This window comes from Cellulomonas sp. (assembly GCF_015234515.1).
In the GTDB taxonomy this organism is placed as follows: domain Bacteria; phylum Actinomycetota; class Actinomycetes; order Actinomycetales; family Cellulomonadaceae; genus Cellulomonas.
In genome coordinates, this window is the sequence record NZ_JADGMY010000007.1 from 1 (window position 1) to 15,764 (window position 15,764).

Sequence of the window (15,764 nt, forward strand, 5' to 3'; positions counted from 1 at the left end):
AGAGGTGACTGGATTGCACTCTCACGCCTCACAGGGGTGACTGGATTGCACTCTCACGCCTGGTGGGGTCGGCCTGGTGGGGTCAGGTGTCGCGCTCGGCCACGACGACGGCCGAGGCGATGCCTGCGTCGTGCGAGATCGACAGGTGGAACCGGTCCACGCCCAGCTCCCGTGCGCGCGCCAGCACGGTGCCGACGATCTCGACGACCGGCTGCGCGCCCGCGACCCGCCGCACGGTCGCGTCCTGCCAGCTCATGCCCGGCGGCGCGCCCAGCGCCTTGGCGATCGCCTCCTTCGCGGCGAAGCGCGCGGCGAGCGACGCGTCGGGCAGGTCACGCTCGTCGGGCGTGAACAGCCGCGCGCGCAGCGCGGGCACCCGCTCGATCGTCGCGACGAAGCGCGCGACGTCGACGACGTCGATCCCGACGCCGACGATCACGCGGCACCGCCGACGGGCGCCCCGGTCACTCGACCGTGACGGACTTCGCGAGGTTGCGCGGCTGGTCGACGTCCAGGCCCTTGGCGTTCGCGAGCTCGGAGGCGAAGATCTGCAGCGGCACCACGGTCAGCAGCGGCGCCAGCAGCGTCGAGGTCTGCGGCACGAAGAACACCTCGTCGGCGTACGGGATGACGGCGTCGTCCCCGTCCTCCGCCACCACGAGCGTGCGTGCTCCGCGGGCGCGGATCTCCTGGATGTTGGAGACGACCTTCGAGTGCAGCGTGTTGCGGCCCCGCGGCGAGGGGACGATGACGAACACGGGCTGCCCGGGCTCGATCAGCGCGATGGGTCCGTGCTTGAGCTCGCCGGCGGCGAAGCCCTCGGCGTGGATGTACGCGAGCTCCTTGAGCTTCAGCGCACCCTCCATCGCGACCGGGAACCCGACGTGCCGGCCCAGGAACAGCACGGACGGCGTGTCGGACATCCAGCGGGCGATCTCACGGACGCGCTCCGAGCGGTCGAGGACCTGCTGGATCTTGTCCGGCATCTCGCGCAGCTCGGTGAGCGTCGACGCGACCTCGTCCGCGAACTTGTTGCCGCGCAGCTGTGCCAGGTAGAGACCGAGCAGGTAGGCCGCGGTGATCTGCGACAGGAACGCCTTGGTCGACGCGACCGCGATCTCCGGGCCCGCGTGCGTGTAGAGCACGGCATCGGCCTCGCGCGGGATCGTCGAGCCGTGCGTGTTGACGATGGCGAGCGTCGTGGCGCCCTGCTCGCGCGCGTGCCGCACGGCCATGAGAGTGTCCATCGTCTCGCCGGACTGCGACACCGCCACGACCAGCGTGCGCTCGTCGACGACCGGGTCGCGGTACCGGAACTCGTGCGCGAGCTCGACCTCGACGGGGATGCGGCACCAGTGCTCGATGGCGTACTTGGCGACGTGCCCGGCGTACGCCGCGGTGCCGCACGCGACGACGACGATCTTGTCGACCGAGCGCAGCACCGACTCGTCGATGCGCATCTCGTCCAGGACGAGCTTGCCGGACAGGTCGAGCCGGCCCAGGAGCGTGTCCGCGACCGCGTGGGGCTGGTCGTGGATCTCCTTCTCCATGAAGGACCGGAAGCCGCCCTTCTCGGCGGCGGCGGTGTCCCAGTCCACCGTGTACGGCTTGGCCGCCACCGGGGTGCCCGCGAAGTCGGTGATCGTCACGGACGTCGGGGTGATCGTCACGATCTCGTCCTGGCCGAGCTCGAGCGCCTCGCGCGTCGAGCCGATGAAAGCCGCGACGTCCGAGCCGAGGAAGTTCTCGCCGTCGCCCAGGCCCACGACCAGCGGCGAGTCGTGCCGCGCACCGACCACCGTGTCCGGCACGGCCGCGTGCACGGCCAACAGGGTGAACGTCCCCTCGAGGCGTCGCACGACGGACCCGAGCGCGGCCGTGAGGTCCTTCGACTCCTCGTACGCGCGGGCCACGAGGTGCGCGACGACCTCGGTATCGGTCTCGGACAGGAACTCCACGCCTGCGGCCAGCAGCTCGGCCTTCAGCGGGGCGAAGTTCTCGACGATGCCGTTGTGGATGACCGCGACCGGACCCGAGAGGTGCGGGTGCGCGTTGGCGTCGGTCGGGCCGCCGTGCGTCGCCCACCGCGTGTGCCCGATCGCCGCCGTCGCGGGCGGCAGCGGGCGCTCCGCCAGCTCCTCGACCAGGTTGGCGAGCTTGCCGGCCTTCTTGGCCACCGCCAGCTCGCCGCCGGGCACGACCAGCGCCACACCGGCGGAGTCGTACCCCCGGTACTCCAACCGCCGCAGACCCTCGAGCACCACGTCCAGAGGACGCTCGCTCGGACCGGCGCTGCCGACGTACCCGACGATTCCGCACATGCCCCCGATCCTACGTGGCAGCGACGCCACCACGGTGCGGCCCCGTCGGCACGTTGCACGGCCACGATGCGGAACAATCGTCGGGTGCCGTCCCTGGTCCCCGCCACGCCCTACGTCGACCTCGACCGCGACGCCTGGACCCGGCTGTCCGCCTCGACGCCGCTGCCGCTGACCGACGCCGACGTCGACCGGCTGCGCGGCATGGGCGATCCCATCGACCTGGCCGAGGTCGACGCCATCTACCGGCCCCTGTCGCGGCTGCTCGACCTGTACATCCAGGCCACGCGCGGCCTGCACCACGCGACGAGCACCTTCCTGCGCGAGGACGTGGGCCGCACGCCGTTCGTCATCGGTGTCGCCGGCTCCGTCGCCGTCGGCAAGTCCACGACGGCCCGTCTGCTGCGCGAGCTCGTCGCACGCTGGCCGGCGACGCCGCACGTCGAGCTGGTCACGACCGACGGGTTCCTGCACCCCAACGCGGAGCTCGAGCGGCGCGGGCTGCTGCAGCGCAAGGGCTTCCCCGAGTCGTACGACCGGCGCGCGCTGCTGCGCTTCGTGTCGAAGGTCAAGGCCGGCCGCCCCGAGGTGTCCGTCCCCGTGTACGACCACCTGACGTACGACATCGTGCCTGGCGCGCACGTCGTGGTGCGGCAGCCGGACGTGCTGATCATCGAGGGGCTCAACGTGCTGCAGCCCGCGCGCCCGACGCTGGAGGGGACGTCCAACCTCGCGCTCAGCGACTTCTTCGACTTCTCGATCTACGTCGACGCCCGCACGTCCGACGTCAAGCAGTGGTACGTCGACAGGTTCCTGTCGCTGCGGGCCACCGCGTTCGCGCGCCCCGAGTCGTACTTCCACCGCTACGCGTCGCTGACCGACGACGAGGCGGTGGCCCGGGCGGAGAGCATCTGGGACAGCATCAACGCGCCGAACCTCGAGGAGAACATCCTGCCGACGCGCAGCCGCGCCACGCTGGTGCTCACCAAGGGCGCGGACCACGCCGTGCAGCGGGTCCGGCTCCGCAAGATCTGACGTCGCCCGCGCGGCCCGCGCCGCTCAGCCGGGCGTCTGCCCGCTGGACGTCTGCGCGAGCGCGGCGGGGTGCTCGGTGCGCTCGAGGACGTCGAGGTCGCCGAGCACCGCGGTGAGCTCGCCGTCGCACGCCGCGGCGCGTGGCAGCAGCACGGCGGCACCCAACGCGTCGACCAGCCAGACCTGCGCCACGACGCCGGCTCCGCAGGCGGCGGGTGTGCGCGTCGCGACACGCTCCAGCGGTCCGAGGTCACCCTCGAGCCGGGTCGCGGTGACGGCCCACCACGTGCCCGCCGAGTCGCGGAGCGTCTGGCCGCGGTCGCACAGCAGCGCGGTGTCCGCGACGAAGCCCGCCGGCGGCAGGCCGCGCGTGGTCGGTGCCGGCGCCCGGGTGCGCAGGGACGCGTCGAGCTCCAGGCCGAGCGCGTCGAGCACCTCGTCGTCCAGGCAGCTCGCGTCGGTGCGGACCTCCGCCGTCGTGGCGACCGGTTCCGCCGCGACGGTCTGCCCGCAGCCCGCGAGCGCGAGCACGGCGAGAACCGCCGCTGCACCGCGCGCTGCTGCCCGCACCGTCGTCCTCCGCCGTCTCGTCCCCGGTCGCACGGGACGGACCGCCGCTCGCGGCAGGGGCCTCGCGGTGGGCGGGGATCGCGACGTCGACGTCGCGTCCTCCGAGAGTAGGACGCGCGCGTCGGCCGGGCCCACCCGGGAGACGGGTTGATACCGGATCGTTGTCACAGGCCACACATCGTGAGGTCATCGTGACCTCCGACTCACCGGTCAGGCCGCGGTGTCCTCACCGCGGCGCGTCGTGGTCACCTCGGCGACGACCACGGACCGCGGCTCGCCGCGCGACTCGCCGTCCGCACCGTCCGGGGTCGCGGCCGACGCCGGCACCACGGCCGGGACGTCGATGTGCAGCCAGCGCCGCAGCACCCAGTCGACGACGAGTCCGATGACGAACCCCCCGAGCACCCCGACGACGACACCGACGAGGGGTGAGTGACCGAGGACGGTCCCCGTGCCGATCCCGATCAGCGTCGAGTACAGCGCCCACGTCACGGCGGCGATCGAGGTGAGGAGCACGAACCGGCCGCGCCGGAAGCCGAGCGCCCCGGCGGTCATGTTCACCGCGACCCGTCCGACCGGGATGTAGCGGGCGGCGATGATGAACGCCGCGCCCCGGTCACGCAGGGCACGCTCCGCCCAGTCCAGCAGCACCTGCCCACGCCTGCCGCGGAACCCTCGCAGCTCCCGGATGCGCAGGGACCTGCCGATCTGGAACGCGATCTGGTCCCCGGTGAACGCCCCGAGCGCCGCGAACAGGATGACCGGCCAGAGAACCGGGCTGCCCGTCGAGGTCGACAGGGACGCGAGGGCGATCACGAGCGACTCGCTCGGGATCGGCGGGAAGAACCCGTCGATCGTGGCGAACCCGAACAGCACTGCGAACACCCACGGCGACGCCGCAAGCTCCAGTGCCCACTGCTCGAGCACGTGTACTCCCCTCGTCGTGCCCACCCCGACGGGGCCGACGTGACCACGCTAGGTGCGCCGCACCCCCGCGTACATCGGGTAACCCCCCGAATCAGCCCTGAGGGACACCGATCTCGTCCCTCGGGATGGCGCCGTCCCGACCGGTCTCCTTCCCGAGGTGGACGTACCGCTCGACGAACGCGCGCAGCACCGGCGGCACCGTGCGCACGCCGCTGGTCCGCGCGTCCGTGACGACCTGCGCGGCCTCGGCGGGGTCGAAGTAGCCGTCGTAGCGGTACGCCTCCACCCGCGTGGCGAGCCCGTCGGCGTCGAGCTCCGGGTGGAACTGCGTGGCGTACACGTTCCGGCCGACGCGGAACGCCTGCACGGGCGCCGTCGCGGAGCTCGCGAGCAGCACCGCACGCGCGGGCAGCACGCTCAGCGACTCCTTGTGCCCCACGAACGCCCCGAACCGGGCGGGGGCGACACCCATGACCGGGTCCTCGCGGCCGGCGGGCGTGAGCTCGACCGTGACGGCGCCGACGGGCTCGGGGTGTGCACGGTCGACCACGCCGCCCTGGTGCCTCCCGAGGGTGCCGATGCCGTAGCAGGCGCCGAAGAACGGGAAGTCGGCCGGGACGACCATGTCCAGCAGCCGCGCCAGGTCCGACTCGACCCGCCGCTGGACCGCCGACTTGTCCTCCTCGGCGTCGCTCACGCAGAAGGGACCGCCGCCGAGCACGATGCCGGACCACGCACGCAGGTCGACGTCGCCGAGCGGGGCCGCCTCGAGACGCACCCGACGCAGGGTCGCCTCGTCGAGGCCCGTGCACCGCAGCATCGCGGCGTACTCGTCGTCCGCGGGGGTGTCCTCGGGACGCACACCCAGGAACAGGAAAGGCCTCATGGCGTCTCCTCCCCGGCACCTTCCGGTGCCGTGCACGGCAGGTCGAAGCCGAGCGCCCGCGCGGCCTCGTGCGGGACCGGCTCCGACCCCCAGTGTGCCCCCCAGGCGTCCGTCGCGGACAGCGAGCGCGTCAGCGCCCGGTCCACGTACAGGGTGCCGCGCAGGTGGTCGGTCTCGTGCTGGACGATCCGGGCGGGCCAGCCGGTGAGGACCTCGTCGATCGCGGTCCCCGACTCGTCCTGGCCCGTGAGGTGCACGGACCGGGCACGCACGACCACCGCCTGGTACCCGACGACGCTCAGGCAGCCCTCGTAGAAGCCGACCTCGTCGTCATCGACCGGGGCGTACGCCGGGTTGACCAGCACGCGGCGGGCCAGTGCGGGTCGCTCCCGGACGCGGGCCGCCTCGTCGTCGCCCGCCCCCGGGTCCTCGACGACCGCGATCGCGAGCGGCAGCCCGATCTGCGGCGCGGCCAGCCCGACGCCCGGGGCGGCCCGCATCGTGCGGTGCATGAGCGCGAGCAGCTCGGTGAGCTCGTCCGCACCCAGCTGACCGTCGTACGGCCGGGCGACCGCGCGCAGGACCGGGTGCCCCGCCTGGACGATGGGTGCCACCGCGTCAGGCCCCGCAGCGCGCGCGGCCTCGAGAGTGCGCTCGACCAGCTCGCGCACGATCCGGTCGTGTCCGGACATCCGCTCCTCCTCCTCCACCGCGGTCGGCTCGGCTCCCGCCGACCTACGGCAGGGCCAGCCGCTCGCGGACGACGTCCGCCAGGTCGAGCGCGATGCGCTCGGCCTGGTCCTGGGTGCCCGCCTCCACCATCACGCGGACGAGCGGCTCGGTGCCCGACGGGCGCAGCAGCACGCGCCCGCTGTCACCGAGCGTGGCGGTCGCCGCGGCGACGGCCTCGGTGAGCACCACGTCGTCGGTGCGGGCACGGTCCACACCCGGGACGTTCACCAGGATCTGGGGCAGCCGCCGGACGAAGCCCGCCAGCTCCGCCAGCGGACGGCCGGTCTCGACGACACGGGCCGCGAGGTGCAGCGCCGTGAGCAGCCCGTCGCCGGTCGTGGCATGGGCCGCCATGATGATGTGGCCGGACTGCTCGCCGCCCAGGCCGAACCCGCCGGCGCGCATCGCCTCGAGCACGTACCGGTCACCGACGCCCGTCTCGACCGTCGCGATACCGGCCTCCCGCATGGCGATCCGCAGGCCGAGGTTGCTCATCACGGTCGTGACCAGGGTGTCGTGCGGCAGCTCGCCGCGCTCGTGCAGGGCGACCGCCAGCACGCCCATGATCTGGTCGCCGTCGACGAGCGCACCCGTGGCGTCGACCGCGAGGCAGCGGTCGGCGTCGCCATCGAACGCGACACCGAGATCGGCGTGCGCCGCCACGACGGCAGCCTGCAGCTGCTCGGGGTGGGTCGACCCGCACGCCTCGTTGATGTTGCGCCCGTCGGGCGACGCGTTGATGACCACGACGTCCGCGCCCGCCTCGCGCAGCGCTGCCGGCCCGACCTCGCTCGCGGCACCGTTCGCGCAGTCGACGACGATGCGCAGCCCCTCGAGCCGCGTGCTGATCGTCCCGACCAGGTGGTCCACGTACTGCTGGCCCGCCAGGCTCACGTCCATGCGGATCCGCCCGACGTCACCGCCCAGGGGCCGGTCCCAGTCCTCGCCCATGCGGGCCTCGATGGCCGCCTCGACCTCGTCGTCGAGCTTCTGGCCGCCGCGCGCGAGGAACTTGATGCCGTTGTCCGGCATCGGGTTGTGCGAGGCGGAGAGCACCACGCCGATGTCGACGCCGCGGGCGGCGGTCAGGTACGCGACCGCCGGGGTGGGCAGCACGCCGACGTTGTCCACGTCCACACCTGCGGACGCCAGCCCGGCGGCGACCGCTGCGGACAGGAACTCGCCGGACATCCGCGGATCACGGCCGATCAGCGCACGGGGACGATGCCCCGCGAAGTCCCCCCGTGAGGCCAGCACGTGGGCCGCGGCGACGGACGCGTCGAGCGCGACCTCCGCCGTGACGTCCCGGTTGGCGAGCCCTCGCACCCCATCGGTCCCGAACAGTCGACCCATGCCCGACTCCTTCGTCCTGCCGCCCGTCCACGTCCCCCGCAGGGGCGTGCGGGCGGCGCCGTGCCTGTCAGTTCCCGGCGTCGCGTGCTGCGTGCCGGCGCGTGCCGCCCCGGCATGCCGATGGCCCCGGTGGTCTGTCGACCTCCGGGGCCATCGGGCCGGAGCGCTGGGTCAGCGCTTCGAGTACTGCGGCGCCTTGCGGGCCTTCTTCAGACCCGCCTTCTTGCGCTCCACCACGCGTGCGTCACGCGTGAGGAAGCCGGCCTTCTTGAGCGCCGGGCGGTTGTTCTCCGCGTCGATCGCGTTGAGCGCACGGGCGATGCCCAGGCGCAGCGCGCCGGCCTGGCCGGAGACGCCACCACCGGTGATGCGGGCGACGACGTCGAAACGACCCTCGACGTCGACGAGCTTCAGCGGTGAGTTGACGAGCTGCTGGTGCACCTTGTTCGGGAAGTACTCCTCGAGCTCGCGCCCGTTGATCTTCCACTGGCCGGTGCCGGGCACCAGACGGACGCGGGCGACAGCCTCCTTGCGGCGGCCGAGCGCCTGGCCCGGTGCCGTGAGGGACTGCCCGCGGCCGGTGGGCGCAACGGTCTCGGAGGTGTAGCTGGTGGGCGTGTCGTCGCCCTCGTACTCGGTCTCGACGGTGGTCTGAGCCACGGGATCCTCGCGTTCTGGGTTTATCTGCCGCAGCAGCCGGTGGCTTACTGCGCCACCTGGGTGAGCTCGAACGGCTTCGGCTGCTGGGCCGCGTGCGGGTGCTCCGCACCGCGGTAGACCTTGAGCTTGCTGATCTGCCCGCGACCGAGCGTCGTGTGGGGCAGCATGCCGCGGACGGCCTTCTCGATCGCACGCTCCGGGTGCTTCTCGAGCAGGTCGACGTAACGGGTCGCCCGCAGACCACCCGGGTAACCGGAGTGGCGGTAGGCGAGCTTGGTCTCACGCTTGTTGCCGGTGAGCGCGACCTTCTCCGCGTTGATGACGATGACGAAGTCGCCGCCGTCGACGTGGGGAGCGAAGGTCGCCTTGTGCTTGCCGCGCAGCAGGGTGGCCACGTGGCTGGCCAGACGGCCGAGCACGACGTCGGTCGCGTCGATGACGTACCAGTTCCGCTCGACGTCGCCGGGCTTCGGGGTGTACGTGCGCACGGGGTGCCTCTGTCTCGTGATACGTGTCGTGGCCGGGCACGCAGGGGTGACCGGCCGAGGATGGCTGTCGGAGCATCCCGCCCGGCGAGTGGGATCGCACCAGGACGGCCATCGGCACTCGGTGGTGAGAAGCCACCGGTGCGCAACAGGGGACGCACAACGACGCACCAGACTACCTGGCGCGGGACCCCCAGGCAAAACGGGTGTCCCGTGTCACATGCGCGCGACCGGCTCTCACCGCACGCGCTGCACCCTCCCAGGATCCCACACCGGCGTCGGGGTCTCGACGACCGACCCGTCGGCGGCGAACAGCAGGTAGCGGTCGAACGTGCGCGTGAACCACCGGTCGTGCGTCACCGCGAGCACCGTGCCGTCGAACGCCGCCAGTCCCGCCTCGAGCGCCTCGGCCGAGTGCAGGTCCAGGTTGTCGGTGGGCTCGTCCAGGAGCAGCAGCGTCGCCCCGCCGAGCTCCAGCAGGAGGATCTGCAGCCGGGCCTGCTGGCCGCCCGACAGCGTCTCGTACGTCTGCTCGGCCGCCGCGACCAGCTCGTACCGGTCCAGTGCGCGGCTCGCCGCCTCGCGCCCCAGGCCCGCGCGGTGGCCGTCGCCACGGTGGAGGATCTCCAGGAGCGTGCGGCCGACCAGCTCGGGGTGCGCGTGGTTCTGCGCGAACCAGCCGGGCCGCACGCGCGAGCCCAGCACGACGGTCCCGGTGTGCGCGACGGGCGCGACCGGCACGTCCCCCGCAGGAGCGTGCTCCGGGTCGGACCCGCCGGCGGCGAGCAGCCGCAGGAAGTGCGACTTGCCGGAGCCGTTGGCCCCGAGGACGGCGACGCGCTCCCCGTACCAGACCTCGAGGTCGAAGGGCCGCATCAGACCGGTGAGCTCGAGCCCGGTCGCGACGACCGCGCGCTTGGCCGTCCGCCCGCCACGCAGCCGCACGCTCACCTGCTGGTCGCGCGTCACCACGGCAGGAGGGCCCGCCTCCTCGAACTTCCGCAGCCGTGTCTGGGCGGCCTGGTACCGCGACGCCAGGCCGTCGTTGAACGCGGCCTTCGTCTTGAGCGTGACGACCAGCTCGCGCAGCTGGGCGTGCTCCTCCTCCCAGCGCCGCAGGAGCTCCTCGTGACGCGCCCTGCGGTCCGCGCGTGCCTGCGCGTACGTCGCGAAGCCGCCACCGTGCACCCAGACACCCGCGCCCGCGGCGGTCGGCTCCAGGGTCGCGACGTGCGTCGCGACGCGCGCGAGCAGCTCGCGGTCGTGGCTGACGAACAGCACGGTGCGTCCGCTCGCCACCAGACGGTCCTCGAGCCAGCGCTTGGTCGGCACGTCGAGCGCGTTGTCGGGCTCGTCCAGGAGGAGGACCTCGTCGGGCCCGCGCAGCAGCGCCTCGAGCACCAGCCGCTTCTGCTCACCGCCGGACAGCGTGCGCACGTAGCGGTGCCCGGCGCGCTCGAACGGCAGCGACAGCACCGCGTCCGTCACGCGGTCCCACCCGACCTCCGCCTCGTACCCGCCGACGTCCGCCCAGTCCGCGAGCGCCTGCGCGTACCGCATCTGCGTCGGCTCGTCGTCGACCTCCATCATGGCCAGCTCCGCGGCCGCCAGCTCCGCCGCGGCCTGCCGGACGGCGGGCGGCGCGAGGCTCGCGAGCAGGTCGCGCACGCTGCGCTCGTCGTCGATGCGGCCGACGTCCTGGCGCATCACTCCCAGCCCGCCGCTGCGCTGCACCGACCCCGCGTGGGCCGCCGTGTCCCCCGTGACGATGCGCAGCAGCGTCGACTTGCCGACGCCGTTGGGCCCGACGAGCGCCACCCGGGCACCGTCCCCGACGCGGAACGTCACGTCCCGCAGCAGAGGACGCCCGTCGGGGAGCGTGTAGCCGACACCGCCGACGTCGAGATGACCCATGGTGCCCAGTGTGGGCCCCGGAGCGCGGTGGGCGGAAACGCTGTGACCGGCCACGGCGTCCTGTGGCGCGACGGTGCGAGCGGTGCTTGGGTCGTGGGCATGAGCGAGGACACCCCAGCCACCAGCACCGACCCGGCACTCGGCACCGAGGGCGACAGCAACCAGCTTCCGGGCGAGGACACGCTCGTCGAACGCGGCGTCGACGACCCGCTGGACGAGGGCATCGTCCCCCCGGAGCGCCCCCGCCCGGCGTCCGCGCACTTCGGTGAGACCCCGTGGGAGGAGGCCCGCGGCGAGACGCTCGACCAGCGCGTCGCCCAGGAGGAGCCGGAGGTCTGGGAGGTGCAGGCCCCGCCCCCGCCCGACCGCGACGAGCTGCGCGCCGGACGCCTGGTCGAGGACGACGACGCGGTCGAGGCCGGCGGCACCGACACGTTCGCCTTCGACGCGGGCGTGGACGGGGGCGCGGCATCGGCGGAGGAGGCCGCCGTGCACGTCATCGACGAGGAGGGTCTGGGGATCGGGGTCACCTCGGACGACGACGAGGTCACGTCGGAGGACGTCGGGGGCGAGGAGCTCGGCGCCGTCTGAGACCTGGCCTGCGACGCCGCGCGCCGACGGCGTGCGGGCTCCGTCAGCCGGGGAGCAGACCCGTCATCCGCAGCAGCCCGTGGACGGCGGGGCGCCGTCCACGTCGTGCTCGCTGCGGCGCGCACGGGTCTGCTCCGCGCGGCGCGCGAGCTCGTCACCCGTCGGGTACGCCACGTGCTCGAGCGTCAGGCCGTGCGCCGCGACGACGGTCGCGCCACCCTGCCGGACGCGCCCGTCCAGGAGCTCGCGCGGCCACGCGACCGGACGGCGCCCCTCCCCCACGGCGAGGCTCGCACCGACGAGGGCGCGCACCATCGAGTGGCAGAACGCGTCGGCCTGCACGTCGGCGACCACGAGCCCCGCGTCCGGTCCGGCGTCCGGGCGCGACCAGCCGAAGACCTCGAGCGTGCGGATCGTCGTCGCGTCGGGGCGCGGCTTGCAGTACGCCGCGAAGTCGTGGCGTCCGACGAGGGTGCGCGCCGCCGCGTCCATCGCCGCCACGTCGAGCGGTCGGCGGTGCCACAGGACCCAGCCGCGACGCAGCGGGTCGCGCGCGGCCTGCTCGTCGCAGACCCGGTAGGCGTAGCGCCGTCGCAGAGCCGAGAACCGCGCGTCGAAGCCGTCGGGCGCGCGGCGCACCGCGTGCACGACGAGGTCGCCCGGCAGCACGCCGGCGAGGCGCACGGCCAGCGCGTCGACGTCGTCCCTGTCCGACCGGCCACGGGTCGCCTCGAGCGCCTCCACGCCCACGTCGACGTGTGCCACCTGCCCGCGCGCGTGGACACCGGCGTCGGTGCGCCCCGCGACCGTCACGCGCGGTCGGGCCTCGCCCCGCGGACCGCTGCGCAGCACCGTCGCGAGCGCGTCCTCGAGCTCCCCCTGCACCGTGCGCAGACCGGGCTGGCGCGCCCAGCCGGCGAACTGGCCGCCGTCGTACGCCAGGTCGAGGCGTAGCCGCACCGAACCCGTCTCCTCACCTGTCACGGGCCCACCGTAACGGGCGGGATACCGTGGCACGGTGCCCCGCCCGTCCGAGCCCTACACGCTGGCCGTCGACTGCGGCGGCAGCGGCATCAAGGCGTCCGTGCTCGACGCCGCCGGTACGTTGCACGCCCCCGCCATCCGCGTGCCCACGCCCTATCCCCTGCCGCCGTCGCGTCTGGTGGACACCATCGCCGACATCGCGGCGCGGCTGCCCGTCGCGCAGCGCGCCACCATCGGGGTGCCCGGGATGATCCGCCACGGCGTCGTCGTCGCCACACCGCACTACGTGACCCGCTCCGGGCCACGCAGCGCCGTGCTCCCCGAGCTGCGCGCCGCGTGGGCCGGGTGCGACGTGCAGGCCCTGCTGGCGGAGCGCCTGGGCGTCCCGACGCTCGTGCTGAACGACGCGGAGGTGCACGGTGCCGGTGTCGTGTCGGGCACCGGTGTGGAGCTCGTGCTCACGCTCGGCACGGGCCTGGGGTCGGCCCTGTTCGACGGCGGACGGCTCGCACCGCACCTCGAGCTCTCGCACGCCCCGGTGCGGTGGGGGACGACCTACGACGCGTACATCGGCGAGCACGAGAGGGCGCGTCTCGGCGACGCGCTGTGGTCACGACGGGTCCGCAAGGTCGTCGAGGGCTTCCGGCCGGTGTTCCACTGGGACCGCCTCTACCTCGGCGGAGGGAACTCCCGCCGCGTGACGGCCCCGACGCTCGCGCGGCTCGGTGACGACGTCGTCGTCGTGCCGAACCAGGCGGGCATCGTCGGAGGCGCCCGCGCGTGGGACCTCGACGCCCCCGACGTCTGACGGCTCTGCCCGCGCCGCGAGCGTGTCCAGGACCTCCAGCAGCACCCGCGTGAAGCGGACCGGCTGCACGAGGCTCACCAGGTGCGTGGACCCCGGCACGACGACCAGGTGCCCGTCCCGGCAGGCCGCCAGGAAGCGACGCTCCTCCCCGCGGAAGTGGTCGTAGCGGCCGTTGACCAGCCAGACGGGGGCGTCGACCCGTGCGAGGTCGGACAGGGGCGTCGCCGCCCGCATCGCGCGCATGGTGTCACCGACCACGTCGAGGGCGAACCCGCCCGCCCCGACGTCGGCCGCCGCCTGCCGCGGCAGCGTGCGGTCGACCAGCGCCTGGTTGATGGCCGCCCCGCGGTCGGGCAGGCGCGCGAAGAACCCGTCCGCCGCCGCACCCCACGCGCGCAGGACGACCGGGTACGGCCGCGAGCTGCAGGCCGCCGCGACGAGACCGACGACCTGCTCGGGATGGCGCGCCGCGTGCGCGATGGCGACGTACCCGCCGAGCGAGAGGCCGACGACGAGCGCCCGTCCTCCCACGGCGTCGACACCGTCCCGCACGGCCTGCAGCGCGCCGTCCCACGTGAAGGTCTCCGCGATGCGCTCCCCGTGCCCGGGGAGGTCCACGGCGAGCGCGACGTGACCGGCGCCTTCGAGCGACTCGACCTGCGCCCGCCACATCGTGCGGGACGCCCGTAGGCCGTGCACGAGGACGACGGGTGGGGCGGGTCCGGGCATGCTCTCGACGCTAGTCCGCGCCGCGACGTCGGGCCCGCCGGGAACCAGCGGCGGATGCGACAGGGCCCGGACACCCTGCGGTGTCCGGGCCCTGTCGTGGTGCGGCGTGCGTCAGGCCTTGTCGCCCTCGGCGGGCGCGTCCTCGACGGGCGCGTCCTCGACCGGAGCGTCCTCGACCGGAGCGTCCTCGACCGGAGCGTCCTCGACCGGAGCGTCCTCGACCGGCTTCGCAGCCTTCTTGGGCGCGGCCTTCTCGGTGGCCTTGGTGGCCTCCTTGACGACGGCCTGCTTGGGCGACAGCGGCTCGAGGACGAGCTCGATGACGGCCATGGGGGCGTTGTCGCCCTTGCGCGGGCCGATCTTCGTGATGCGCGTGTAGCCGCCCTGACGGTCGGCGACGGCCGGCGCGATCTCCGTGAACAGGGTGTGCACGACACCCTTGTCGCGGACGACGGTCAGCACGCGGCGGCGCGAGTGCAGGTCACCGCGCTTGGCGAACGTGATGAGGCGCTCTGCCAGGGGACGCAGGCGCTTGGCCTTCGTCTCCGTGGTCGTGATCCGCCGGTGCTCGAACAGCGCCGTCGCGAGGTTCGCGAGGATGAGCCGCTCGTGCGCCGGGCTACCACCGAGCCGGGGACCCTTGGTGGGCGTGGGCATGGTCTCTACTCCTTGGGTTCTGCGATGAGGGCGACGTCCCGTGGCCGGCGCCTGGGCGCGCGGTCACGGGAGCACCTACGTCAGTACTGCTCGTCCTCGACGAAGTCGGTCTCGTCGTCCCCGTAGTAGCCGCCGGCGGCCGAGGGGTCGAAGTCCAGCGGGCTGTCCTTGAGAGTCAGACCGAGCTCGGCCAGCTTCTCCTTGACCTCGGTGATCGACTTCGCACCGAAGTTGCGGATGTCCAGCAGGTCCGCCTCGGACCGAGCCACGAGCTCGCCCACCGTGTGGATGCCCTCGCGCTTGAGGCAGTTGTACGAGCGGATCGTCAGCTGCAGGTCCTCGATCGGCAGGGCCAGGTCCGCGGCCAGGGCCGCGTCCGTCGGCGACGGGCCGATCTCGATGCCCTCCGCCTCGACGTTGAGCTCACGCGCGAGGCCGAACAGCTCGACGAGCGTGCGCCCGGCCGACGCGAGAGCGTCGCGAGGGCTAATCGCCGGCTTGGTCTCGACGTCGACGATGAGCTTGTCGAAGTCGGTGCGCTGCTCGACTCGGGTCGCCTCGACCTTGTAGGTCACCTTGAGCACCGGCGAGTAGATCGAGTCGATCGGGATGCGGCCGATCTCGGCGTCGAACGACTTGTTCTGGTTGGCCGACACGTAGCCACGGCCGCGCTCGACGGTCAGCTCGATCTCGAGCTTGCCCTTCTCGTTCAGCGTGGCCAGGTGCAGCTCGGGGTTGTGCACCTCGACACCGGCCGGGGGCACGATGTCCGCGCCGGAGACCTCACCGGCACCCTGCTTGCGCAGGTACATCACGACGGGCTCGTCGTTCTCCGAGGAGACGACGAGGTTCTTGATGTTGAGGATGATCTCGGTGACGTCCTCCTTGACACCCGGGATCGTCGAGAACTCGTGCAGCACGCCGTCGATCCGGATCGACGTCACAGCGGCGCCCGGGATGGACGACAGGAGCGTCCGGCGCATGGAGTTGCCGAGGGTGTAGCCGAAGCCCGGCTCGAGGGGCTCGATGGAGAACCGCGAGCGGTGCTCCGAGATGACCTCTTCGGTCAGGGTGGGACGCTGTGCGATCAGCACGGTGTGTTTCCTCTCCGCGAG

Annotated in this window: 16 protein-coding genes and 1 pseudogene; 3 read left to right on the forward strand and 14 right to left on the reverse strand. The window is 73.2% G+C overall.

Annotated elements, in window-relative coordinates:
• Window positions 1-82: 82 nt before the first annotated feature.
• Together IR158_RS01615 and glmS are read right to left on the reverse strand one after the other, a co-directional pair.
• Window positions 83-439: a holo-ACP synthase gene (locus IR158_RS01615; protein ID WP_291808608.1), complete on the reverse strand. Its 357-nt coding sequence runs from the start codon at window positions 437-439 to the stop codon at window positions 83-85.
• A gap of 25 nt (window positions 440-464) precedes the next feature.
• Window positions 465-2,321: a glutamine--fructose-6-phosphate transaminase (isomerizing) gene (gene glmS / locus IR158_RS01620; RefSeq protein ID WP_291808609.1), complete on the reverse strand. Its 1,857-nt coding sequence runs from the start codon at window positions 2,319-2,321 to the stop codon at window positions 465-467.
• A 66-nt stretch (window positions 2,322-2,387) separates the two neighbouring features.
• On the opposite strand from glmS, the gene coaA reads away from it, so the two are divergent.
• The gene (coaA, locus tag IR158_RS01625; protein ID WP_291808610.1) at window positions 2,388-3,353 is read left to right on the forward strand and encodes a type I pantothenate kinase; all 966 of its coding nucleotides are present in this window, start codon (window positions 2,388-2,390) and stop codon (window positions 3,351-3,353) included.
• Between the two features lie 24 nt (window positions 3,354-3,377).
• Here coaA and IR158_RS01630 read toward each other — a convergent pair whose 3' ends face one another.
• From IR158_RS01630 to IR158_RS01665, 8 genes are all read right to left on the reverse strand, one after another.
• Window positions 3,378-3,923: a hypothetical protein gene (locus tag IR158_RS01630; protein WP_291808613.1), complete on the reverse strand. Its 546-nt coding sequence runs from the start codon at window positions 3,921-3,923 to the stop codon at window positions 3,378-3,380.
• Between the two features lie 210 nt (window positions 3,924-4,133).
• A complete protein-coding gene (locus tag IR158_RS01635) occupies window positions 4,134-4,850 on the reverse strand; it encodes a DedA family protein (RefSeq protein WP_291808615.1) in 717 nt (238 codons plus the stop codon).
• A 91-nt stretch (window positions 4,851-4,941) separates the two neighbouring features.
• Entirely contained in the window at window positions 4,942-5,736 is a 795-nt protein-coding gene (locus IR158_RS01640) for a glutamine amidotransferase (RefSeq protein ID WP_291808618.1), read from the reverse strand.
• Window positions 5,733-6,428: a peptide deformylase gene (locus IR158_RS01645; RefSeq protein WP_291808620.1), complete on the reverse strand. Its 696-nt coding sequence runs from the start codon at window positions 6,426-6,428 to the stop codon at window positions 5,733-5,735. Before IR158_RS01645 ends, IR158_RS01640 begins: the two co-directional genes overlap by 4 nt.
• A gap of 43 nt (window positions 6,429-6,471) precedes the next feature.
• The gene (gene glmM / locus IR158_RS01650) at window positions 6,472-7,821 is read right to left on the reverse strand and encodes a phosphoglucosamine mutase (RefSeq protein ID WP_291808624.1); all 1,350 of its coding nucleotides are present in this window, start codon (window positions 7,819-7,821) and stop codon (window positions 6,472-6,474) included.
• Window positions 7,822-7,992: 171 nt separating this feature from the next.
• Entirely contained in the window at window positions 7,993-8,481 is a 489-nt protein-coding gene (gene rpsI, locus IR158_RS01655; protein ID WP_227576109.1) for a 30S ribosomal protein S9, read from the reverse strand.
• Between the two features lie 44 nt (window positions 8,482-8,525).
• The gene (gene rplM / locus IR158_RS01660) at window positions 8,526-8,969 is read right to left on the reverse strand and encodes a 50S ribosomal protein L13 (RefSeq protein ID WP_191782414.1); all 444 of its coding nucleotides are present in this window, start codon (window positions 8,967-8,969) and stop codon (window positions 8,526-8,528) included.
• A 234-nt stretch (window positions 8,970-9,203) separates the two neighbouring features.
• Window positions 9,204-10,880, reverse strand: coding sequence for an ATP-binding cassette domain-containing protein (locus tag IR158_RS01665; protein WP_291808635.1), 1,677 nt, complete (start codon window positions 10,878-10,880; stop codon window positions 9,204-9,206).
• 99 nt (window positions 10,881-10,979) lie between these two features.
• On the opposite strand from IR158_RS01665, the gene IR158_RS01670 reads away from it, so the two are divergent.
• Window positions 10,980-11,471, forward strand: coding sequence for a DUF5709 domain-containing protein (locus IR158_RS01670; protein WP_291808637.1), 492 nt, complete (start codon window positions 10,980-10,982; stop codon window positions 11,469-11,471).
• 63 nt (window positions 11,472-11,534) lie between these two features.
• On the opposite strand, the gene truA is transcribed toward IR158_RS01670, so the two are convergent.
• Window positions 11,535-12,455 carry a tRNA pseudouridine(38-40) synthase TruA gene (truA, locus tag IR158_RS01675; protein WP_291808638.1) on the reverse strand — a complete coding sequence of 307 codons (921 nt, stop codon included), beginning with the start codon at window positions 12,453-12,455 and terminating at the stop codon, window positions 11,535-11,537.
• 34 nt (window positions 12,456-12,489) lie between these two features.
• On the opposite strand from truA, the gene IR158_RS01680 reads away from it, so the two are divergent.
• Window positions 12,490-13,263 (forward strand): ROK family protein, encoded by a 774-nt coding sequence (locus tag IR158_RS01680; RefSeq protein WP_291808642.1) that lies wholly within the window; start codon window positions 12,490-12,492, stop codon window positions 13,261-13,263.
• Window positions 13,264-13,374: 111 nt separating this feature from the next.
• Here IR158_RS01680 and IR158_RS01685 read toward each other — a convergent pair.
• From IR158_RS01685 to IR158_RS01695, 3 genes and pseudogenes are all read right to left on the reverse strand, one after another.
• Window positions 13,375-13,992: pseudogene (locus IR158_RS01685) on the reverse strand (alpha/beta hydrolase); the annotation flags it as partial.
• 111 nt (window positions 13,993-14,103) lie between these two features.
• Window positions 14,104-14,649: a 50S ribosomal protein L17 gene (gene rplQ, locus IR158_RS01690; RefSeq protein ID WP_227579485.1), complete on the reverse strand. Its 546-nt coding sequence runs from the start codon at window positions 14,647-14,649 to the stop codon at window positions 14,104-14,106.
• 80 nt (window positions 14,650-14,729) lie between these two features.
• Complete coding sequence (locus IR158_RS01695) at window positions 14,730-15,743, reverse strand: DNA-directed RNA polymerase subunit alpha (protein WP_227576114.1); 1,014 nt, start codon at window positions 15,741-15,743, stop codon at window positions 14,730-14,732.
• Window positions 15,744-15,764: the final 21 nt, after the last annotated feature.